The organism is Mycobacterium sp., from assembly GCF_032159775.1.
Taxonomy (GTDB): Bacteria; Actinomycetota; Actinomycetes; order Mycobacteriales; family Mycobacteriaceae; genus Mycobacterium.
In genome coordinates, this window is record NZ_JAVHWK010000076.1 from 21,155 (window position 1) to 41,509 (window position 20,355).

General features: G+C 66.9%; 21 protein-coding genes. 14 read left to right on the top strand and 7 right to left on the bottom strand.

Translation table 11 applies throughout. The features are described from left to right. Positions 1–2 precede the first annotated feature (2 nt). Together QOJ24_RS07980 and QOJ24_RS07985 are read left to right on the top strand one after the other, a co-directional pair. On the top strand, positions 3–1,097 hold the full coding sequence (locus QOJ24_RS07980) for a BTAD domain-containing putative transcriptional regulator (RefSeq protein ID WP_526260476.1): 1,095 nt from the start codon (positions 3–5) through the stop codon (positions 1,095–1,097). 254 nt (positions 1,098–1,351) lie between these two features. Next, positions 1,352–2,539, top strand: coding sequence for an SRPBCC family protein (locus QOJ24_RS07985; RefSeq protein ID WP_526260448.1), 1,188 nt, complete (start codon positions 1,352–1,354; stop codon positions 2,537–2,539). Here the strand turns inward: QOJ24_RS07985 and QOJ24_RS07990 are convergent. Both QOJ24_RS07990 and QOJ24_RS07995 read right to left on the bottom strand, forming a co-directional pair. Next, entirely contained in the window at positions 2,512–3,588 is a 1,077-nt protein-coding gene (locus tag QOJ24_RS07990) for a C40 family peptidase (RefSeq protein ID WP_526260449.1), read from the bottom strand. The genes QOJ24_RS07985 and QOJ24_RS07990 overlap by 28 nt on opposite strands. 2 nt (positions 3,589–3,590) lie before the next feature. Beyond that, the gene (locus tag QOJ24_RS07995) at positions 3,591–3,878 is read right to left on the bottom strand and encodes a hypothetical protein (protein WP_526260450.1); all 288 of its coding nucleotides are present in this window, start codon (positions 3,876–3,878) and stop codon (positions 3,591–3,593) included. 53 nt (positions 3,879–3,931) lie between these two features. Between QOJ24_RS07995 and upp the strand changes: the two genes are divergently transcribed. After that, the gene (upp, locus tag QOJ24_RS08000) at positions 3,932–4,555 is read left to right on the top strand and encodes a uracil phosphoribosyltransferase (RefSeq protein ID WP_526260451.1); all 624 of its coding nucleotides are present in this window, start codon (positions 3,932–3,934) and stop codon (positions 4,553–4,555) included. Here the strand turns inward: upp and QOJ24_RS08005 are convergent. After that, complete coding sequence (locus QOJ24_RS08005) at positions 4,552–6,192, bottom strand: phospho-sugar mutase (protein ID WP_526260452.1); 1,641 nt, start codon at positions 6,190–6,192, stop codon at positions 4,552–4,554. The genes upp and QOJ24_RS08005 overlap by 4 nt on opposite strands. Then, positions 6,189–6,647 (bottom strand): MarR family winged helix-turn-helix transcriptional regulator, encoded by a 459-nt coding sequence (locus QOJ24_RS08010; protein ID WP_526260453.1) that lies wholly within the window; start codon positions 6,645–6,647, stop codon positions 6,189–6,191. Before QOJ24_RS08010 ends, QOJ24_RS08005 begins: the two co-directional genes overlap by 4 nt. Positions 6,648–6,733: 86 nt before the next feature. Between QOJ24_RS08010 and QOJ24_RS08015 the strand changes: the two genes are divergently transcribed. Further along, the gene (locus QOJ24_RS08015) at positions 6,734–7,861 is read left to right on the top strand and encodes an AbrB family protein (protein ID WP_526260454.1); all 1,128 of its coding nucleotides are present in this window, start codon (positions 6,734–6,736) and stop codon (positions 7,859–7,861) included. Here the strand turns inward: QOJ24_RS08015 and QOJ24_RS08020 are convergent. Beyond that, positions 7,807–8,601, bottom strand: a complete 795-nt coding sequence (locus QOJ24_RS08020) for a purine-nucleoside phosphorylase (RefSeq protein WP_526260455.1) — start codon at positions 8,599–8,601, stop codon at positions 7,807–7,809. The genes QOJ24_RS08015 and QOJ24_RS08020 overlap by 55 nt on opposite strands. Before the next feature lie 37 nt (positions 8,602–8,638). Between QOJ24_RS08020 and QOJ24_RS08025 the strand changes: the two genes are divergently transcribed. From QOJ24_RS08025 to QOJ24_RS08035, 3 genes are all read left to right on the top strand, one after another. After that, positions 8,639–9,823 carry a M20 family metallopeptidase gene (locus QOJ24_RS08025; RefSeq protein ID WP_526260456.1) on the top strand — a complete coding sequence of 395 codons (1,185 nt, stop codon included), beginning with the start codon at positions 8,639–8,641 and terminating at the stop codon, positions 9,821–9,823. Beyond that, the gene (locus tag QOJ24_RS08030) at positions 9,820–10,989 is read left to right on the top strand and encodes an amidohydrolase (RefSeq protein WP_526260457.1); all 1,170 of its coding nucleotides are present in this window, start codon (positions 9,820–9,822) and stop codon (positions 10,987–10,989) included. The genes QOJ24_RS08025 and QOJ24_RS08030 overlap by 4 nt, the downstream gene beginning before the upstream one ends. Positions 10,990–11,157: 168 nt before the next feature. Further along, entirely contained in the window at positions 11,158–12,045 is an 888-nt protein-coding gene (locus tag QOJ24_RS08035) for a type IV toxin-antitoxin system AbiEi family antitoxin (protein ID WP_526260458.1), read from the top strand. A 73-nt stretch (positions 12,046–12,118) separates the two neighbouring features. On the opposite strand, the gene QOJ24_RS08040 is transcribed toward QOJ24_RS08035, so the two are convergent. Next, the gene (locus tag QOJ24_RS08040; protein WP_526260459.1) at positions 12,119–12,601 is read right to left on the bottom strand and encodes a gamma-glutamylcyclotransferase family protein; all 483 of its coding nucleotides are present in this window, start codon (positions 12,599–12,601) and stop codon (positions 12,119–12,121) included. Between the two features lie 65 nt (positions 12,602–12,666). Between QOJ24_RS08040 and QOJ24_RS08045 the strand changes: the two genes are divergently transcribed. The 7 genes from QOJ24_RS08045 to QOJ24_RS08075 are packed head-to-tail and all read left to right on the top strand — an operon-like array spanning position 12,667 to position 19,590. After that, positions 12,667–14,082 carry an NAD(P)H-quinone dehydrogenase gene (locus QOJ24_RS08045; RefSeq protein WP_526260460.1) on the top strand — a complete coding sequence of 472 codons (1,416 nt, stop codon included), beginning with the start codon at positions 12,667–12,669 and terminating at the stop codon, positions 14,080–14,082. A gap of 53 nt (positions 14,083–14,135) precedes the next feature. After that, on the top strand, positions 14,136–15,881 hold the full coding sequence (locus tag QOJ24_RS08050; protein WP_526260461.1) for a glycerol-3-phosphate dehydrogenase/oxidase: 1,746 nt from the start codon (positions 14,136–14,138) through the stop codon (positions 15,879–15,881). Next, positions 15,878–16,738 (top strand): pseudouridine synthase, encoded by an 861-nt coding sequence (locus QOJ24_RS08055; RefSeq protein WP_526260462.1) that lies wholly within the window; start codon positions 15,878–15,880, stop codon positions 16,736–16,738. Before QOJ24_RS08050 ends, QOJ24_RS08055 begins: the two co-directional genes overlap by 4 nt. Continuing rightward, positions 16,735–17,532: an MOSC domain-containing protein gene (locus QOJ24_RS08060; protein ID WP_526260463.1), complete on the top strand. Its 798-nt coding sequence runs from the start codon at positions 16,735–16,737 to the stop codon at positions 17,530–17,532. Before QOJ24_RS08055 ends, QOJ24_RS08060 begins: the two co-directional genes overlap by 4 nt. Beyond that, entirely contained in the window at positions 17,529–17,912 is a 384-nt protein-coding gene (locus QOJ24_RS08065; protein ID WP_526260464.1) for a DUF1330 domain-containing protein, read from the top strand. Before QOJ24_RS08060 ends, QOJ24_RS08065 begins: the two co-directional genes overlap by 4 nt. 2 nt (positions 17,913–17,914) lie before the next feature. Next, the gene (locus tag QOJ24_RS08070; protein WP_526260465.1) at positions 17,915–18,814 is read left to right on the top strand and encodes an NmrA family NAD(P)-binding protein; all 900 of its coding nucleotides are present in this window, start codon (positions 17,915–17,917) and stop codon (positions 18,812–18,814) included. Positions 18,815–18,819: 5 nt separating this feature from the next. After that, positions 18,820–19,590 carry an SDR family NAD(P)-dependent oxidoreductase gene (locus QOJ24_RS08075; RefSeq protein ID WP_526260466.1) on the top strand — a complete coding sequence of 257 codons (771 nt, stop codon included), beginning with the start codon at positions 18,820–18,822 and terminating at the stop codon, positions 19,588–19,590. On the opposite strand, the gene QOJ24_RS08080 is transcribed toward QOJ24_RS08075, so the two are convergent. Beyond that, the gene (locus QOJ24_RS08080; protein WP_526260467.1) at positions 19,559–20,344 is read right to left on the bottom strand and encodes an enoyl-CoA hydratase/isomerase family protein; all 786 of its coding nucleotides are present in this window, start codon (positions 20,342–20,344) and stop codon (positions 19,559–19,561) included. The genes QOJ24_RS08075 and QOJ24_RS08080 overlap by 32 nt on opposite strands. Between the last annotated feature and the right edge of the window lie 11 nt (positions 20,345–20,355).

The window sequence follows — 20,355 nt, forward strand, 5'->3', positions numbered from 1 at the left end:
AGATGACCGTAGGCGGCGAACCGGTGTCGCTGGGCTCGCGCAAGCAGCGCGCAGTGCTGGCCATGCTCGTGATCAATCGCAATCGCGCGGTTGGCAGTGACGCGTTGATCGACGGGGTGTGGGGACAACAGGCCCGGCAGGAGCCACGTGCGAGCCTGCACACATACGTTTCCAATCTGCGCGGGTTTTTGAACAACGCCGGCGTCGAAGGGCGCACGGTGTTGGCGGCCGCGCCCCCGGGATACCGGCTCGCCGTGTCCGACACCGATTGCGACATAGGCCGATTCGTCAGTGAAAGGACGGCGGGCATACGCGCAGCCGCGGCTGGCCGATTCGAGCTGGCGAGCAGGCATCTGTCGGCCGCGATAGCGCAGTGGCGTGGCCGGGTGCTTGAAGATCTGGGCGACTTCCAGTTCGTCGCTGCCTTCGCCGCCGCGCTCACCGAGGACAAAGTCAACGTCCACACCGCCTACGCGGAAGCCGAAATCGCCTGCGGGCGAGCAGAGGCCGTGATCGGTGCTCTCGAAGGTCTGACCAACGAGCATCCCTATCGCGAGCCGCTGTGGGCGCAGTTGATCATTGCCTACTACATCGCCGAACGGCAGTCCGACGCCCTTCACGCCTACCGCCGTCTGAAGACCGCACTATCCGACGAGCTGGGTATCGAGCCGGGGCCAACGCTGCGCGCGCTGCACGAGCGGATTCTGCGTCAGGAGGTACTGGACGTGAGACGAGCCGCGCTCACCCGCGCCTCCGCGACGGCGCGCACCTTTGACCGGCGGAACACGGCGACCGGCGATACCGCGGTCGCGCGCCTTCATGCATCGTCGGGACAGGTGTATCCGCTGGTCGGGGCGGCCACCCGGATCGGCCGGTCAGCCGATAACGACGTCGTGCTCGACGACGCCGACGTGAGCCGCCACCACGCCGTGTTCAGCGACACGGGCACGAGCTTCGTCATCACCGATCTGCGCTCCGCCAACGGTGTCTACGTGCAAGGCCGTCGAATCCGGGGCAGCGTCGCGCTCGCTGACCGCGACCAGATCCGGATCTGCGATCACGAGTTCGTGTTCGAGGTCGAGCCGCGAGATTCGTAGCAGCGAACGGCGTTCCCGGTGAACGATTCACCGGGATGTGTGCGGGAACGGCAGCGGCGTAGACGAGTCGTCGCACAGGATCGCCGGTGCGACATGGCTCAGCATTTCTGCCGCGGAACAGCAGATTGCCCTGAAGGCTTACCGTGCGACCGACGCCAAGAGTTTGCTGGCCTCGCCCGCATGGATAGGAAACCGGCGGTTGACGAGCTAGGATCGCTATCTAGGACGATCGCGTTGTATGCGATAGAGGTGGCATGAAAACGATCGCTAAGTTAACGAACAGGCGCGACGCCCACGGCGTCCACGAGGGCTATCTGCTTCTCGCCGACATCTCGGGATATACCGCGTTCCTTACCGGCACCGAGCTGGAGCACGCGCACGAGATCATCCATGAACTGACCACGCTCATCCGCGAGCGGCTCGCGCCTCCCATGCGGTTTGTAAAGCTCGAAGGCGACGCTGTCTTCTGCTATGCGGACACGGAGACGTTTCGGGAAGGTGAGCGGCTCGTCGAGCTGATCGAGGCCTGCTACTTCGAATTCTCCAACCGCTTGCTCGACATGACGCGCGCTACGACCTGCCGCTGCGTGGCCTGCGCGGCCATCGGTTCGCTTGGGCTGAAATTCGTATTGCATTACGGCAGCTATGTGGTCGAGCGCGACGACCGACGCGAAGACCTCGCGGGACCGGACGTCATCTTGGCGCATCGGCTGCTGAAGAACACGATCAGCAACGACGACGGCCCGCGGGCTTACTCGTTCTTCACACGGGCGTGTCAGCAGCGCCTGCCTCCGTCGTTCGAACTGCCCTCACATATCGAGATGTACGAGTCGTTCGGCGAAACCAAAGGCGGCGTGCATGATCTCGATCCGGTCCTGAGCAGGATGCGGGAGGAGCGCCGCTTGTACATCAGCGCTTCCGACGCGGACTTCGAGATCCCGATCGATGTGCCGGTGCCACCGGCGGTCGCCTGGCAGTACGTCGTTGATCCCATCGAGCGACAGCGCTGGGCCTGCCGGCGGTACAACGAGGATCCTGACCACGACGAGCGAAACGCAGAGGGCCGCCTCGGGCCTGGCGCGACGTCGCACTGCAGCCACGGCCCTGGGCATCTGATGGCCTTCCGCGAGTTCATCGACTGGCGTCCCTTCGTTTACTTCACGTCCCGCGTGAGAACGACGGTGGCCGGAGGTCTTCCCCGTTCTCTTATCGAGACGGTCGAGTTCGTTCCCCTGGGCGATCACCGCACACGGATCATCATTCGCTATCGGGCGACGAATCGGTCCCCCATGTCGCTGCTGATGGGCCGCGCGACACGTGCGTTCGTCACCGGGTTGTGGCAGCGGAGGGGGAGCGACCTGGTCAGCATCGCCGAGGAAGATGTCGCAGCGCTTCGGCTCGGCGGCATCGAGCGTCAGGCAGTCGGCCGCCAGAAGCCCTGAAAACCCTGACCCGCGTTCGTCGTTCGGATCGGCGACAGCTGCACCGGATCGCCCGCCTCGATCATCTGGCCGTCACCGACGACCATCGCGACGTGACCGTCCCACACAGCAAGGTCACCGGGTCGAAGCGCGTTCTGGCTCACCGCTGCGCCGAGATCCTGTTCCTGAGCTAGTCGCGGAAGATCAAGTCCTGCTTCGTGATACGCCCACTGCGTCAGCCCGCTGCAGTCCAGCCCGACTCCCGGTGCGGTGCCACCCCAGACGTAGGGAACGCCGAGCTGTGTCAGTGCGTTACGGACGGCGTCGGCGGCGACGGCGTTCGGCGCTTCCACTGTGCTGCCATCCGGAAGCCGCACGGCAACCCCGTCTCCGAACTGCTCTGGATCCGGCAGCGGCAGCGACGCAAGTTCGGCGCCGGTGGGCGCAGCACCGCCTGACGCCCCGGCAGGCATGCCGCCGAATCCCGCGGGCGGCGCGAAACCGGCAGGCGCAGTAGGCGCACCGGCCGTCGCTCCCGCAGGTGCCGTCGCTCCCGCAGGCGCCATCGGTGCCGCCGGTGCCTCGACATTGGCGGCGTGGCCGTCGAGTTCTGTGCGCAGTTCGTCGACGACGGCGACCGCCTCATTCAGCGCCCGTCGAGCCTCCTCTCGCAACTCTTCTGCTGCACCGGGTTCGTCGAGCCGCGCCTCGATGGCGGCGGCGTGTTCTTCGAAGCGGCTGATGATGTCCTGCAGCCGTGAGCGCGCCCAGGAAACGGCATCAGCAGCGCCTGCGGTGCTGACCCTCAACTCATCGATCCGCTGCGCCAACCTGTCCGCGGAATCGGCGACACCGGATATGAAGTCCGCGGCTCCGTCGGCACCCACGCCTGACCATCTCTGCGCGACACGTTCCCATCCGAGACGTGCGGCAGCGGAGATGTCCGCCAACTGGTCACGTACCTCCGCAAGTGAGATGGCCGGATCCCCCTCGTCCGACCAGCCCGGCCCGACCTGCGCCGCCACCTCTCGGATGGGCGCCGATAACGCGGCGATCAGTCCGCTCGGCATCGCTAAAGAAGCTGGCTGCCGCGTCGGTCAGCGTCGGAGTAGGCCTGCGCCACCACACCCGTGACCGACTGCGCCGAGGCGAGGTCGTCGCCCAGCGCGAGGACGGCCTGCATTTCGGTTGCGACCGCGTCGGCGAGGGCGGCGAGGAATCCCGCGCCGACGGGACCGAACGCGGCGGCCGCGCCCGCACCGGGCAGCGACTTCAGGGCGGCTGCGGCGGTGGACAGGTCATCGGCGTGGGCAGAGCAGTCGGTGCCGAGCGCACTGATGGCGTTTGTGTCGACGAACATGGCGATACGACGATCGATCGCGCCGGGTGGTTCCCTGACGTTAGGGTCGGCGCATGGACGTGCGCGTCGTCGACCATCCGCTGGCCGCAGCGCGGCTGACCACATTGCGCGACGAGCGCACGAACAACGCGTCGTTTCGAGACGCGCTTCGCGACCTGACCTTGATGCTGGTGTACGAAGCCACCCGCGACGCCGCCACCGAGAGCGTCCAGGTCCGCACGCCGCTCGCAGCCACCACCGGTGCCCGACTCGCCCACCCGCCGCTGCTGGTGCCCGTGCTGCGCGCCGGTCTCGGCATGGTCGACCAGGCGCACGCGTTGATCCCCGAGGCGCACGTCGGCTTCGTCGGTGTCGCGCGTGACGAGCAGACCCACCAGCCGACGCCCTACCTGGAGTCGCTGCCCGACGATCTGAGCGGCCAGCCCGTGTTCGTGCTCGACCCGATGCTGGCGACCGGTGGCTCGATGGCGCACACCATCGCACTGTTGCAGGCCCGCAACGCCGTTGACATCACGGCGATCTGCGTCGTCGTCGCCCCAGAAGGCATCGCGGCGATCGAGAAAGTGGCACCCGACCTCAAATTGTTCACCGCAACCATCGACGACCGTCTCAACGACGTCGCCTACATCGTTCCCGGACTGGGCGATGCCGGCGACCGCCAGTTCGGGCCGCGCTAGAACTTGCCCGCGAGCTCGGTCAGCTCTCCGGCAATGCGTTGGGCCTCCGCGCGGGCCGCCGCCACATCACCGTCGACGCACGCGCGTCGAACTTCGATGTAGGACTTGACCTTCGGCTCGGTACCCGACGGCCGCACCGCGATCCGGACCTCAGTCTCGGTGTCTCCACCGGTGAGGATCACCGCGTCGGATCGACGTTGGTAAGGCTGCGCCGCAGCCAGATCCGTCATCGTCACGTCGAACCCGCACAGCTTCGTCGGCGCCTTGGAACGCAGCCGGGTCATCACCGCCGCAGCGTCGTCGGCATCGCCCACCGGCCGGGATACCGCCGTCGTGGTGTGCACGCCGTGGCGTCGGGCGAGGTCGTCGAGTGCGTCGAGCACTGTGCGTCCCTGCTCGCGCAGCGCTACGACCAGGTCGCAGAACAACACGGCGGTGCTGATCCCGTCCTTGTCGCGGACCGCTGACGGGTCGACGCAGTAGCCGATCGCCTCCTCGTACGCATATATCAGCGTGCACCCCGGCAGATCCGCGTCCGCCCGCGACAACCACTTGAAGCCCGTCAGAGTCTCGACGTGGCGAGCGCCGTGCGCGGCGGCGATCCGGGAGAGCATCCGCGACGACACCACAGAGCTGGCCACCACCGTGCATTCGGTTACGTCGCCGGGATCGATCTGAGACAGTATGTAATCACCGAGCAGCCAACCGGTTTCGTCGCCCGTGAGCATGCGCCAGCCGTCCGGCGTCGGCACGCCGACCGCGCACCGGTCGGCGTCGGGGTCAAGGGCTATGGCGACTTCGGCTTCGTTCTCGGCGGCCAGCTTCAAAAGTTCGTCGGTGGCTCCCGGTTCCTCCGGATTGGGGAACGGGACGGTGGGGAAGTCGGGGTCGGGCGCGAACTGACTCTCGACCACGGCAACGTCGGACAGTCCGGCCCGGACGAATGCATCGAGTGCGTACTCGCCGCCGACGCCGTGCATCGCGGTGAACGCCAACCGCACCGAGCCGTGCGTGTGCCGGACCTGCGACGCGCGGTTGACGTAGCGCTGGATCAGGTCCATGCCAGATGTCTGGACCGGCGCTCTTGGTATCTCGTCGGCGTGCGGCGCCTTGCCGATCAGCGCCTCGATCTCCCGGTCGGTGGGCGGGACGATCTGAATGCCGCTGTCGAAGTAGACCTTGTACCCGTTGTCCGATGGCGGGTTGTGAGACGCCGTGATCTGGATGCCCGCGCTCGCGCCGAGATGGCGGCTACCGAACGCCACCACCGGCGTTGGCACAGCGGCGAACAGCAACGTCACCATGAATCCTTGCCCGGCGAAGACTTCGGCTGCCGCGAGCGCGAACTGCTCCGAGCAGTGGCGGGCGTCGCCGCCGACGACGACGTTGGATCCGTCGAAGCCGCGTTCCTTGAGCACCTGCGCGACGGCCCAACTGGTCCGCAGAACGACGGCGAGGTTCATGCCACCCGGGCCGCCGCGCATCGGACCTCGCAGACCTGCCGTGCCAAAGGTGAGCGGAAGCGCGAACCGTTCCGCTAGCTCGTCGTCACTGCACGACTTCAACTCCGCGGCGGTCACGGGGTCGGGGTCGTGCTCTATCCATTCTTGAGCGGCGCTGGCCCGAGGGCTCGTCATACGGGCAGTGTGCCCACTTTGTGTTCGGCGTAAGCCAGCTTGCGTAGCACCGGCGCAATCAACATCAGGAGGTTGAATTCGAGGTCCGTCAGGTTGTCGCGCATGGTGACGTTCAGCCAGGCGTCACGCTCGGCGCGATCCTCGTCGAGGAGCGCGATGCCGGCAGCGGTGACCTCGATGAGTTGGCGACGTCGATCGTCGTCGTCGGGGCGGCGCGACAGCAGTCCGCGGCCCACCAACTCGTTGATGCTGTCGGTGAGGGACTGCACCCGCACGTGGAGCCGTACAGCCAGCTCGGCGGGTGTGATCACGCTTGTCCTGGTGACTTCGCTGAGCACCTCCATCTGACTCAGCGTCAGTCTGTGGTCGGGTCGGTGCCTGCGCATCTGCCTGGTCACCGCCACCATCGATTCCCGCAACTCGGTGGCGGAGGAGCTGGCGCGTGACTCGGTCATCACCAAGTTATACCTTGGTTAATCTTCGCTGTCATAGCTATAACGCCGGGTTGCACGCCAATTTTGTTAAGGGCATACTTGACATAGTGACTAGGCAGCGGCTGAATCAAGCATCCAGATGGGTGCTGCTGGCCGCAATCACGATCGCGGTCACCGTTCCCCTGACCGTCCTCGGCGTTCCCTCTGCCGCGCTGTTCGCAGCGCTGATCGTCGGTATCGCCTTGGCGCTGCCCGCAGTGGCTCCCAAGCGGGTTCCCCGCCCTATCGGCACTGCCGCCCAAGGCGTGCTCGGCGTCTACATCGCCACGATGGTCGATCGCGACGCGGTGAACGCACTCGGCCCGGACTGGACCATCGTTCTCGGGGTCGCCATGGCCACGCTTGTGCTCAGCATCGGTGCGGGCGCCCTGCTCGGGTGGCACCGCGACGTCAGCCCTCTCACTGGATCCCTTGCACTGGTCGCCGGTGGCGCGTCGGGCTTGGTCGCCATCGCGCGCGAACTCGGCGGTGATGATCGCGTCGTCGCCGTGGTGCAGTATCTGCGCGTCGCGCTGGTGACCGCGTCGATGCCGGTCGTGGTCACGCTCGTTTACCATGCCGACAAATCACACCATGCCGACTTGCGCGGTCAAACCGATTCGGCGCCTTGGTATCTCAGTGTCGCGCTGATGACCGTGCTGATCGTCGCCGGAGCGGCGGGGGGACGGCTCATCCGGCTGCCGGGGGCGGGTCTGCTCGGGCCGATGGCGTTGACCATCGTGCTTCAAGTCACCGGGTTGTCGTTCGGCCTCTCGGTGCCGACGATTCTGGTTCAGGCCGGCTACATGTTCATCGGCTGGCAGGCGGGTGTGGCCTTCACCCGCGACGCGCTGCGGGCAGTGGGACGGCTGCTGCCGGTCGCCGTCGCCCTGATCGTGGTGCTGACCATCGCCACCGCGGGCCTTGGCGTGGTGCTGGCCGATGTCGCAGGTCTGACCCCGCTCGAGGGCTACCTCGCCACCAGCCCCGGCGGTGTGTACGCCGTGCTCGCAACCGCGGTGGAGACGGGATCGAACGTCACGTTCGTCATCGCGGCCCAAGTGGTACGAATCCTGTTGATGCTTTTCACCGCGCCGTTGCTGGCCCGGGTCGTGATCAGGATGACCGAGCGATTCAGTGATCAGAGCCGCGAGATCACCGAGGCCAGCAGGGAACCGGTGCGGGTAGCCGACTGACGGCCTGCGGCAAGCACCTCTTCGTGGTTCAGCGGCTGTCCCGTCATGCCCGCCGCGGCGTTGGTCACCAACGACACCGCAAGTACCTCGGCGCCGACCGCCCGCGCGGCGATCGTCTCGTGCACGGTCGACATGCCGACCAGGTCGGCACCGAGGGTGCGCAGCATCCTGATCTCGGCCGGAGTTTCGTAGTGCGGTCCAGGCAGGCACGCGTAAACGCCCTCGGCAAGGTCGGGGTCCACCTCGCGCGCGAGCGCGCGCAGTCGAGGCGAGTAGGCGTCGACCAGGTCGACGAACTGCGCCCCCACCAGCGGAGATCTCGCCGTCAGGTTCAGGTGGTCGCTGATCAGCACCGACTGTCCGACCGCGAAATCAGTTCGGAGACCACCCGCGGCGTTGGTCAATATCACCGTCCGCACGCCTGCCGCGCAGGCCGACCGTACGGGGTGCACAACGTGGCGCAGGTCGTGGCCTTCGTAGGCGTGGATTCTGCCGACGAACACCAGCGTGCGGTGATCGCCCGTCCGCACCGAGATGACGTCGCCGCCGTGTCCCTCCGCGGTCGGGGGAATGAAGCCCGGCAGTTCGCCCACCGGCACCACCGCCGTGGGCGCACCCAACTCGGCGGCCGCCGGCGCCCATCCGGAGCCCAGGATCACGGCGACGTCGTGCTCCTCGACGCCGGTGCGCTCGCGGATTGCGGCCGCGGCCTGCTGCGCTGCCACCTCCGGATCGGTCACAGTTCGGCAGCTTAGCTGTCAGTGAGATACTGCCAAGATGCCAACCGCCACGGCCGCCGTCAGCGTCGAAGACGCGATCAACCGGCGAAGTGGCGACCTGATCGAGCTGTCGCACTCCATCCACGCCGAGCCAGAGCTGGCGTTCGCTGAGTTCAAAAGCTGCGCCAAGACCCAAACCCTGGTTGCCGAGCGCGGCTTCGAGATCAGCGCCTCACCCGGCGGCCTGGACACGGCGTTTCGCGCCGAGTTCGGCAGCGGGCCGTTGGTGATCGGCATCTGTGCTGAATACGACGCGCTGCCCGGGCTCGGACATGCCTGCGGGCACAACATCATCGCCGCATCGGCCGTCGGCACCGCGCTTGCGCTCGCCGATGTCGCCGACGACCTCGGCCTCAAGGTCGTGCTGCTCGGCACACCGGCCGAGGAGTCCGGCGGCGGAAAAGTGTTGCTGCTCAACGCCGGAACCTTCGACGACATCGCCGCGACGGTGATGCTGCACCCCGGCCCGCTCGACATAGCGCGTGCGCGCTCGCTTGCGGCCGCGGAAGTCGAAGTCACCTATCTCGGCCGTGAGGCGCACGCCGCCGTCGCGCCGTACCTGGGTGTCAACGCGGCGGACGCGATCACTGTGGCGCAGACAGCGATTGGGCTGCTGCGCCAGCAGTTCGCGCCGGGCGAGATGGCACACGGCATCGTCACCAACGGTGGGCAGGCCCCCAACGTCATTCCCGCCCGCACCGTCCTGCTGTACCTGATGCGGGCAACCGACGCCGCATCGCTGCGTCACCTCGACGACAGGATGGCGGACTGCTTTCTCGGTGCGGCGATCGCCACGGGCTGCGACTACGAGATCGTGCAGACCGAACCGCCGTACGACGAGCTCGCGCCGGACAAGTGGCTGGCCGATGTTTTCCGCGGCGAGATGACGCGCCTCGGCCGAGAACCGATCGGCCAGGAGTTCGAGGCCGCGGTGCCGTTGGGCAGCACCGACATGGGCAACGTCACCCAGGTGATGCCGGGCATCCACCCCGTCGTCGGAGTCGACGCGCAGGGGGCGTCGGTCCATCAGCCCGGCTTCGCAACCGCAGCGGCCGGTGCCAGCGGCGACAAGGCCGTCTGCGATGGCGCGATCATGCTGGCCCGCACGGTGGTCGCGCTGGCCGAATCGCCCACCGAACGCGACCGGGTGCTCGACCTGGCGGCCAAGCGGGTTGCGTCATGACCTTGGCAGACGCCGCCGACGCCTGGCTGGACGCCCACTACGACGATGTGGTGGCCTGGCGCAGGCATATTCATGCCCACCCCGAGCTCGGCAGGCAGGAGTTCGGCACCACACAGTTCGTGGCGTCCAAGCTCGCCGACGCCGGGCTGAATCCGAAGGTGCTTCCCGGCGGCACCGGCTTGGTTTGCGACTTCGGCCCGGAGCACGGCCAACGCATCGCGCTGCGCGCCGATATGGATGCGTTGCCGATGGCCGACCGCACCGGAATGCCCTACGCCTCAGTGGTTCCCAACGTCTCGCACGCATGCGGACACGACGCGCACACCGCGGTGCTGCTCGGCACGGCGCTTGCGCTGAGCTCCGTGCCCGAGCTGCCGGTCGGCGTGCGGCTGATCTTCCAGGCCGCTGAGGAGCTGATGCCCGGCGGCGCCATCGACGCCATCGCCGCCGGGGCGATCAACGGGGTGTCACGGATCTTCGCATTGCACTGCGATCCGCGGCTGGCCGTCGGACGGGTCGCATTGCGAGCCGGGCCGATCACCTCTGCCGCCGACCACATCGAGGTCACCCTGCACAGCCAGGGCGGGCACACGTCGCGACCACATCTCACGGGTGATCTGGTCTACGGGCTCGGCACCGTGATCACCGGCCTGCCCGGTGTGCTGTCCCGCCGCATCGACCCGCGCACCAGCACCGTGATGGTGTGGGGTGCGGTCAACGCAGGCGTCGCGGCCAACGCCATCCCGCAGAGCGGCATGCTCGCAGGCACTGTGCGGACCGCCAACCGCGATACCTGGCTGACCTTGGAATCGATTGTCGGCGAGATCATTACGGCCCTGTTGGCGCCGCTGGCCATCGAGCACACGCTGCACTACAGGCGCGGTGTGCCGCCGGTGGTCAACGAGGAGATCTCGACGCGGATCATGACGCACGCGATCGAGAGCATCGGTCCCGATGTGCTGGCCGACACCCGTCAGTCGGGCGGCGGGGAGGACTTCTCCTGGTATCTCGAGGAGGTGCCGGGGGCGATGGCACGGCTGGGTGTCTGGCCCGGCCGGGGCCCGCAGCTCGATCTGCACCAGCCGACGTTCGATATCGATGAACGCGCGCTCGCGGTGGGCATCCGCGCACTGGTGAATATCGTCCAGCAGGCCGCCGAGTTCTGAGGCTGGTCCCGTCGGCACCGCGAGCGTGCGTGTTTGCACACGACACGCCGCAGTTTCACGTTCAACTGTGCACCTTCGCGGTGCGGGGCTGTGCACAGTTCGACATTGATCCACCGCCCTCTCCTCTGGCTCTACCGCAGTCGCCTCGCTGGCGTCGACGATCTCGTCATGAACGCAGAGCTGGAACGATTGTTCGATGATCAAGGAGGAGTCGCTACCAGTGCCCAGATTCTCCGCCATACGTCAAGGCGCAGTTTGGAGCGACAACTCGAAAGCGGTGCGCTGAGCAAGATTTGGTACGGGATCTACTGCCGCGGAGAACCCGACGACAATACGCGTTTACGGGGTCTGGACCTCTCGTGCCGCGCCAAGGTGCCAGTATGCCTTGGGACTGCCGCTGCATTGCACGGCTTCGATACCGAAGAGCCCGCGGACCTACATGTGCTCAATCCGCCGCGTCGCCAGCTGCGACCGAGTGATGGCTTGGTCGTACATCGCCGCGACGGTGCGCCACTTGTAACGGTCGATGGGCGTCGGGTGACGTCGCCGGCATGGACCGCTGTCGAGGTCGCACGCAGCCTGCAACGTCCACGCGCACTAGCGACGCTCGACGCAGCGCTGCGCAGCGGCACGTGCAGCCGGGCCGATATCTGGCGAGCAGCTATCGAGCAGGCCGGGCGACGCGGCATAGTCGAGGTCCGAAACCTGATCGCGCTGGCGGATCCTCGCGCGGAGTCGCCGATGGAAAGCGAAGCGCGATTGGCCATGATCGACGGCAACCTGCCGACGCCGGAGCTGCAGTACGAACTCATCGACGGGAACGGTGACCTCAGGCGCCTGGACTTCGCCTGGCCCGACCATCGGGTCGCTGTCGAGTACGACGGAGTGGACTGGCATAGCGGCCCGGACGCGATGAAGCGGGATCGTCGGCGTCAGGCCGCGCTGGGAGACATACGCTGGGTCGCCCTCGCAATCGTCTTCGAGGATGTCAGATACCGGCCGTCGGAGTTCGTAGGCCGCATCGACGCACAATTGCGTCGCGCTCAGGCGGCGTGAAGGTGCACGGAATGCCACCCGGCCGCGGCGTGTCGTGTGCAGACACGCACGGTCGCGGTGCAGGGCGTAGAGGTTAAGGCTCCACGGTGCCTGGGCCGATGTTGCGGGCCGGGCGGGTGCGCAGATCGCGGACGTATTCCGCTGGTGCACCGGCGATTTCGGCGGCATCGGCCATCACACCCAGATAGCGCGCCGACGGCAGCCCGCCTTCCCACGCGTCGACCACATACAGCCACGCCAACACCGGATCGGTCGTGGTGTCCGACGACAGCCGGTCCACCCGGCAGCGGATCTTCTTGTGCACGCCCAGCTCGCCGCCCTCCCAACGGTCGAGGTTCGCTTCGTCGGACTCCGTCATGTCGTAGAGGACGACGAACACCTTTTCCAGCGGATCTTCGACCAGCGTGGCGAGTGCGCCTTCCCAGCCGATGTCCTCGCCGCCGAAGGTGAGCCGCCAGCCGTGCAGCCATCCCGTTCCCGCCATCGGCGAGTGCGGCGCCCGCTCCAGCATCTGCTCCGGATGCATGTTCGACCCGTAAGCGGCGTAAATCGGCACGGGAGCAGCCTAAGGCTTCTCTCGATGGCTGGGCGTTCAACGGCACGCTTGGCTAGGTTAGGGCGGTGGCAACCCGCATTGTGATCATCGGCGGCGGCCCGGCAGGCTATGAAGCGGCGCTGGTTGCCGCGGCCCGCGGTCGCGACGTCGCCGAGGTCACCATCATCGACAGCGACGGCATCGGCGGGGCCTGCGTGCTGTGGGACTGCGTGCCATCGAAGACGTTCATCGCGTCGACCGGTGTGCGGACCGAGCTGCGCCGTGCGCCTGATCTCGGCTTCGATCTCGAGTTCGAGGACGCCGAGATTCAGCTGCCCCGCATCAACGAGCGCGTCAAGCGGCTCGCGGCTGCTCAGTCCGCCGACATCGCCGACCGGCTGCGCAGCGAGGGGGTCACCCTGGTCAGCGGGCGCGGGGAACTCGTCGACGACGTGCCCGGCATGGCCGCGCACCGCGTCAAGGTCACGACGGCGGACGGCTCGACGAACGTCGTGCCCGCCGACGTCGTACTGATTGCCACCGGCGCCAGCCCCCGCGTGTTGCCCGGCGCGAAGACCGATGGTGAGCGAATCCTGAACTGGCGGCAGCTCTACGACCTCGATGCGCTGCCCGATCATCTCGTCGTGGTCGGATCCGGGGTCACCGGTGCCGAATTCGTCAACGCCTACACCGAGCTCGGTGTGAGGATGACGGTGGTCGCCAGCCGCGACCAGATCCTCCCGCACGAGGACTCCGACGCCGCCGCTGTGCTCGAGGAACTGTGGGAGCAGCGCGGCGTCAAACTCGAGAAGAACGCGAGGGCCGACTCGGTCACCCGCACCGATAGCGGTGTGCTGGTGACCCTGACCGACGGCCGCACCGTCGAGGCCAGCCACGCGCTGATGACCGTCGGCTCGGTGCCCAACACATCCGGCCTGGGGCTCGAGAAGGTCGGCATCGAACTCGGGCAGGGCAATTATCTGACCGTCGACCGGGTGTCGCGCACCTCGGCACCGGGCATCTACGCGGCCGGTGACTGCACCGGCCTGATGCTGCTGGCCTCGGTTGCGGCCATGCAGGGGCGCATCGCGATGTATCACGCACTCGGCGAGGCGCTGCACCCAATCAGGCTGCGCACCGTGGCCGCTGCGGTGTTCACCCGCCCCGAGATCGCCGCCGTCGGCGTCCCGCAGGCCAAGATCGACGACGGCACGGTCGCCGCTCGCACAATCATGTTGCCGCTGAACACAAACGCGCGAGCCAAGATGTCCAGCCTGAGCCGTGGCTTCGTGAAGATCTTCTGCCGCCCGGCGACCGGCGTGGTCATCGGAGGCGTGGTGGTCGCGCCGATCGCCTCCGAACTGATCATGCCGATCGCGATGGCTGTCCAGGACGGCCTGCCAGTGGACGAGCTGGCGGAGACGTTCTCGGTCTACCCCAGCCTGTCGGGTTCGATCACCGAAGCGGGCCGCAGGCTGATGCGTCACGACGATCTCGACTAGCCGCAGGTAGCCTGGAGCTAAGAAGCTACCGACCAGTAACAAGAGGAGTCCGCGTGACCGACCCGATACCCGGTCTGGGCAGCGGGCAGACCTTTCTCGGCCCTGAGCAGCGCAGACTGGCGTGGGAGCGGCTCGGAAGCGAACAATTCGACGTTGTCGTCATCGGCGGCGGCGTGGTCGGCGCGGGCGCGGCTCTGGATGCGGCCACGCGCGGGCTCAAGGTCGCTCTCGTCGAGGCCCGCGATTTTGCCTCCGGCACCTCGAGCCGCTCGTCGAAGATGTTCCACGGCGGACTGCGCTACCTCGAGCAGCTCGAGTTCGGGTTGGTGCGGGAGGCGCTGCACGAACGCGAGCTGTCGTTGACGACGCTGGCGCCGCATTTGGTCAAGCCGCTACCGTTCCTGTTCCCGCTGACCCACCGATTCTGGGAGCGGCCGTACGTGGCGGCGGGCATCTTTCTCTACGACCAACTCGGCGGCGCCAAATCCGTTCCCGCGCAGAAGCATTTGTTCAAAGCGGGCGCGCTGCGGTTGGCGCCGGGCTTGAAGCGAAGTTCGCTGATCGGCGGTATCCGCTACTACGACACCGTCGTCGACGACGCCAGGCACACGATGAACGTGGCGCGCACCGCGGCGCATTACGGAGCGGTCGTTCGGACGTCGACCCAGGCGGTCGCACTCCTGCGCGAGGGCGATCGCGTTACCGGGGTGAAGATCCGCGACTCCGAGGACGGCGACGTCACCGAGGTGCACGGCCACGTCGTGGTCAACGCCACCGGAGTGTGGACCGACGAGATCCAGGCGCTGTCCAAGCAGCGCGGCCGGTTCCGCGTCCGCGCGTCCAAGGGCGTGCACGTCGTGGTGCCGCGGGACCGCATCGTCAGCGAGGTGGCGATCATCCTGCGCACCGAGAAGTCCGTGCTGTTCGTGATCCCGTGGGGCACGCATTGGATCATCGGCACTACCGACACCGACTGGAATCTCGACCTCGCCCACCCCGCGGCCACCAAGGCGGACATCGATTACATCCTCAGCACCGTCAACACCGTGCTTGCGACACCACTCACTCATGACGACATCGACGGTGTGTATGCCGGCCTGCGGCCGCTGCTGGCGGGGGAAGTCGAGGAGACCTCGAAGCTGTCGCGCGAACACGCCGTCGCGGTCCCCGCGCCGGGACTGGTGGCGATCGCCGGCGGCAAATACACCACCTACCGGGTGATGGCCGCCGACGCGATCGACGCCGCAAGTGAATACGTACCAACCCGGGTGGCGCCGTCGGTGACCGACAAGGTGCCGTTGATGGGCGCCAACGGGTATTTCGCGATGATCAACCAGACCGAACACCTCGGGGCGATGTACGGGCTGCACCCCTACCGGGTGCGCCATCTGCTGGACCGCTACGGCTCGCTGATCGGCGAGGTGCTGGCGATGGCCGACGACAAGCCTGAGTTACTCGCGCCGATCACCGAGGCGCCGGTGTATCTGAAGGTCGAAGCCTGGTATGCCGCCGCGGCGGAGGGCGCGCTGCACCTCGAAGACATTCTCGCCCGTCGCATGCGAATCTCGATCGAGTACCCGCACCGCGGCGTCGACTGCGCCCGCGAGGTCGCCGAGGTGGTGGCACCAATCCTGAGGTGGACGGCCGAGGACGTCGACCGCGAGGTGAACACGTACATCGCGCGGGTCGACGCGGAGGTCCAGTCGCAGCAGCAGCCCGACGACGAGTCCGCAGACGCACTGCGAGCCGCCGCGCCCGAGGCGCGCGCCGAGATCCTCGAGCCGGTGCCGCTCAATTGAGTCGTGCCCCGTTGCCTGACCGCGACGGCGTGGGTCCGGCGCGGGTGCGGTTGCGCGGCGGTGCGGTGCTGGTGGAGCTGGCGGATCGGTTCGGCGAAGCAGCAGCGGCGAAAGTGCTTGCGGGCGAGGTGGTTTGTGCCGACGGTGCGGTGGTGACGGCGGCGACGGTGCTGCCGCCGAACTCGGACGTCTATCTCTACCGTGATCTGCCTGACGAAGCTGTGGTGCCGTTCGACATCCCGGTGCTGTACCGCGACGACGACATCGTGGTCGTCGACAAGCCTCACTTCCTGGCAACCATGCCGCGTGGCGGGCATGTCGCGCAGACGGCGACGGTGCGACTGCGGCGAGAGCTGGATCTGCCGGAGTTGTCGCCCGCACATCGGTTGGACCGGTTGACCGCAGGAGTGTTGTTGTTCACTGCGCGGCGTGAAATCCGCGGCGCGTATCAGACGATGTTCGCGCGCGGCGAGGTGCGCAAGACGTATCTGGCGCGAGCGGCGGTGGACCCGGCGTTGGAGTTTCCGATGACGCTGCGCAGCCGAATCATTAAGCAGCGTGGCCGGTTACAGGCGTTCGAGCAGCCGGGGGAGCCGAACGCCGAGACGCTAGTTGAGCATCTCGGCGACGGCTTGTACCGGTTGACACCGCGCACCGGGCGCACGCATCAGCTACGGGTGCACATGGCCTCGCTCGGCCTGCCGATCATCGGAGATCCGTTGTACCCGGACATCGTCGATGTTGCGCGCGGCGACTTCTCGACGCCACTGCAGCTGCGGGCTTACAACATCGAGTTCGAGGATCCGATGAGCGGACGTTTGCGCCGGTTTATCAGCGAGCGCAGTATCGACTCATGACCTCGGTTGGCAAGTTGTGGCAGTACCCGGTCAAGTCGATGCAGGGCCTAGAGGTCGACGAGATTTCGCTCGGCACGACCGGCGTCCGCGGCGACCGCGCATACGCGTTCATCGATGCCGAGACGGGTGAAATCGCCAGTGCGAAGCAATCCAAGCACTTCGGGCCATTGCTCGAATGCCGGGCGAGTTTCCTTCATCCGCCGGCCGAGGACGGTGCAGCACCCATCGAGGTGACCTTCCCCGACGGCACCGTGGTTCGGACCGACGGCGATGGCGGGGAAGAACTGGCCAAGCGCGCGTCAGAATATCTGCGCCGAGAAGTGCGCTTCGTGAAGGCCGAGCGTCATGCGCTCGGTTTCGTGGACCTTGCCCAAGTGCACGTGTTGGCCGCAAGCACGCTGAGGCAGTTGGCAGCTGAGCACCCCGAAGGAGGTTGGGATCCGCGACGGATGCGACCCAACGTCCTGGTCGACGACGGCGATCTACTCGCCGCGGAGGACGACTGGCTGAACTGCGATGTACACCTCGGTGAGCAGGCCGTCGTGCACCTCGCCATTCTGACACCGCGTTGTGTGATGACGACTTTGCCTCAGCCAGGTCTGCCGAAGGACGCTGCGATTCTGAAGGCGATCGCGCGACTCGGGCTCAAGGATCTCCCATTTTTCGGCCAATCCGCCTGTGCCGGTTGGTATGCCGACATTGTCAGTCCTGGCGTCGTGCGACGTGGAGACCCGATTGACATCGAGCGCGTAACGCCTCGAAAAGGCGCTATCGCTGCCACAATCGACCTATGACCCAGTCGCTAGAGCCTACGCATGAACAGATGGCCGCACTCGCCGCGCGACCGGCCGACGACCCCGTCGTGATGGTCAACTTGTTGCAGTTCCGCCTCGACGGCGGCCGCGAAAGCTATGCCCGCTACGCGCAGGAGGTCGTGCCGCACCTGCAACGGGTCGGCGGCACGGTCCGCTACGCAGGCAACGCGCCGACGCAAGTCATCGGAGACGGTGAAAAGCCCTGCTGGGACGCGATTCTCGTGGTGGAGTACCCGTCGCCCGCAGCGTTCATCGACATGGTGACCAACGAGGACTACGTGAAAATCCATGAGTACCGAGCGGCCGCGCTCGATCGCGGCGACCTGATCGCCACGTCGACGTGGACGATGGCCGACTAATCGTGTACCTGGTCACCGGCGCGGGCGGCGGGATCGGCAGCGTGAGCCGCCAGGTGGTGAAACTGCTTCTCGATGATGGGCATCCGGTGCGGGCGATGGTGCGTCGGGACGACGACCGGGCGACCGCGCTTCGCGATCTGGGCGCCGAGGTCGTCGTCGGAGATCTGACCAACACGCAACACGTCGCGAACGCGATGGCTGGCGTCGAGCGGATGTTCTTCAACATGAGTGTCTCGCCCGACTACCTCACGGCCACGGCCATCGTCTGCGCGGTCGCGCTCGAGGCGGCGCCAGTCGAAGTCATCGTGAACATGTCGCAGATGACCGTCTCGCAGATGACGCTGACCAGTACCTCGGAATCCAAGCAGCACCGGCTGCACTGGCTCGCCGAACACATCATGAACTGGTCGGGTGTGCCGGTCGTTCATGTGCGTCCCACGGTCTTCATGGAGAACCCGTTGCTCACCATGCTGGCCGCCGACTCGATCCGCGAACGCGGCACGCTGGTGTTGCCGTTCGGCAGCGGGCGAACATCGCCGATCGCCGCTACCGACGTCGCCCGAGTGGTGGCCACCGTGCTCCGCGAACCCGCAGGATGCATCGGCAAGGTTTACGAGCTGACCGGGCCCGAAGTGCTCGACATCGGCGGGATCGCTGAGCAGTACTCGCGCGCGCTGGGCAGGCCGGTGACCGCGCAGGATCTGCCGCTCGACGAGTGGACAGATCGAGTGCTGACCCCGATCGGGCTGCCCGCGCACGTCGCCCAGCACATCGCCACCATGGCGCGGCTTCACCGCGAGGGCCGCTACGACCGCAGCACCGACGACGTCGCGCAGATCACCGGCGCCCCAGCGCAAACGGTGGAGCAGTACGTGGCCGCACACGCCGACGTGTTTAGCTGACCGGTGTGGACCGCACAACATTCGACCGTCTCTTCGACATGTCCGACCGCACCGTCATCGTGACCGGCGGCAGCCGCGGCATCGGTCTCGCGTTGGCGGAGGGGTTCGTCCTCGCCGGCGCGCGCGTCGTTGTGGCCAGCCGCAAAGCCGAGGCCTGCGACAAGGCCGCCGCGCATCTGCGTGACCTCGGCGGCCAGGCGGTCGGCGTGCCGACTCACGTCGGCGACGTCGAGGATCTCGGAGCACTGGTGCAGCGCACCGTCGACGAGTTCGGCGGCGTCGATGTGGTGGTCAACAATGCCGCGAACCCGTTGGCGCAGCCCCTCGGGTCGATCACCGTCGACGCGTTGACCAAGTCGTTCGAGGTCAACCTGCGCGGTCCGGTGTTTCTCGTGCAGGAGGCGCTACCGCATTTGAAAGCCAGCCCGCACGCCGCTGTGCTGAACATCGTCTCCGTCGGCGCGTTCATCTTCTCGCCGATGCTGTCCATCTATTCGTCGATGAAGGCGGCGATGATGTCGTTTACGCGGTCGATGGCCGCGGAGTTCGCGCATCACGGCATCCGCGTCAATGCAATCGCGCCCGGACCGGTGGACACCTACATGATGCAGCAGAACCCGCAGGAGATGGTCGACGCAATGGTCGGCGGCACGTTGGTGAAACGACTGGCCACCGCTGATGAGATGGTCGGACCGGCGCTCCTGTTGTGTTCGGACGCAGGCAGTTACATCACCGGTTCGGTGATTATCGCGGACGGTGGCGGAACTCCTCGCTGAAGCGGGCCACGGCGCCGCCGGTCGATGCCAGGATCTGGCTGCGGTTCTCTACGTGCAGCGCCGACTCGAGGCTTGACGCCTCCAGGTTCGCCCACAGCACCTGCTTGGTCGACTCCAGTCCGAATTCGCCGTAGCTGCATAGCGTTTCGGCAACCGCGAGCGCGTCGTCGAGCAGCGCCGAATCTGCCGACAGACGGGTGACGAGGCCGAGCTGCAGCGCCTCCTGGGCGTCGATGACGCGCGCGGTGAGGATCATGTCGAACGCCGGACCCGCGCCGACGATGCGGGGAAGCGTGTAACTGACGCCGATGTCGCAGCCGCCGAGGCCGAGCTTGATGAACTGTGTGCAGAACCGTGCGGACTCGCTCGCCAGCCGGATGTCGCAGGCCGCCGCGATGCCGAGGCCGCCGCCGTAGGCGGGTCCGTTGACGGCCGCGATCACGGGTTGGCGCAGTCGGTGAATGCGGCTCGTCAGGTCGGCGATGCGTTCCTGCCACCGCATTCCCGACCGCGGGAACTCAAGCCCCGAGCCCATACCGGGCGGATTCGGGTCGGTCAGGTCAAGACCCGAGCAGAAGCCGCGGCCTGCTCCGGTGAGCACCACCACCCGGCACTGCCCGTTCGCGGCGATGTCGGTGATGGCCACGTGCAGCGACTCCACCAACTCCCGTGACAACGCGTTGAGCTTCTCGGGCCGGTTGAGCGTGACGACGGCGATCTCCGGCCTCGGATAGGTCAGTTCGAGGTGTGGCATGGCCACACGTT

Bases quoted from the DNA above. Each gene is read 5' to 3' on its own strand.
- QOJ24_RS08030 (WP_526260457.1), top strand. From the start codon at position 9,820: ATGACCTTGGCAGACGCCGCCGACGCCTGGCTGGACGCCCACTACGAC.
- QOJ24_RS08035 (WP_526260458.1), top strand. From the start codon at position 11,158: ATGAACGCAGAGCTGGAACGATTGTTCGATGATCAAGGAGGAGTCGCT.
- QOJ24_RS07980 (WP_526260476.1), top strand. From the start codon at position 3: ATGACCGTAGGCGGCGAACCGGTGTCGCTGGGCTCGCGCAAGCAGCGC.
- QOJ24_RS08005 (WP_526260452.1), bottom strand. From the start codon at position 6,192: ATGACGAGCCCTCGGGCCAGCGCCGCTCAAGAATGGATAGAGCACGAC.
- QOJ24_RS07990 (WP_526260449.1), bottom strand. From the start codon at position 3,588: ATGCCGAGCGGACTGATCGCCGCGTTATCGGCGCCCATCCGAGAGGTG.
- QOJ24_RS07985 (WP_526260448.1), top strand. From the start codon at position 1,352: ATGAAAACGATCGCTAAGTTAACGAACAGGCGCGACGCCCACGGCGTC.
- QOJ24_RS07995 (WP_526260450.1), bottom strand. From the start codon at position 3,878: ATGTTCGTCGACACAAACGCCATCAGTGCGCTCGGCACCGACTGCTCT.
- QOJ24_RS08065 (WP_526260464.1), top strand. From the start codon at position 17,529: ATGACCCAGTCGCTAGAGCCTACGCATGAACAGATGGCCGCACTCGCC.
- QOJ24_RS08060 (WP_526260463.1), top strand. From the start codon at position 16,735: ATGACCTCGGTTGGCAAGTTGTGGCAGTACCCGGTCAAGTCGATGCAG.
- QOJ24_RS08080 (WP_526260467.1), bottom strand. From the start codon at position 20,344: ATGCCACACCTCGAACTGACCTATCCGAGGCCGGAGATCGCCGTCGTC.
- QOJ24_RS08010 (WP_526260453.1), bottom strand. From the start codon at position 6,647: ATGACCGAGTCACGCGCCAGCTCCTCCGCCACCGAGTTGCGGGAATCG.
- upp (WP_526260451.1), top strand. From the start codon at position 3,932: ATGGACGTGCGCGTCGTCGACCATCCGCTGGCCGCAGCGCGGCTGACC.
- QOJ24_RS08025 (WP_526260456.1), top strand. From the start codon at position 8,639: ATGCCAACCGCCACGGCCGCCGTCAGCGTCGAAGACGCGATCAACCGG.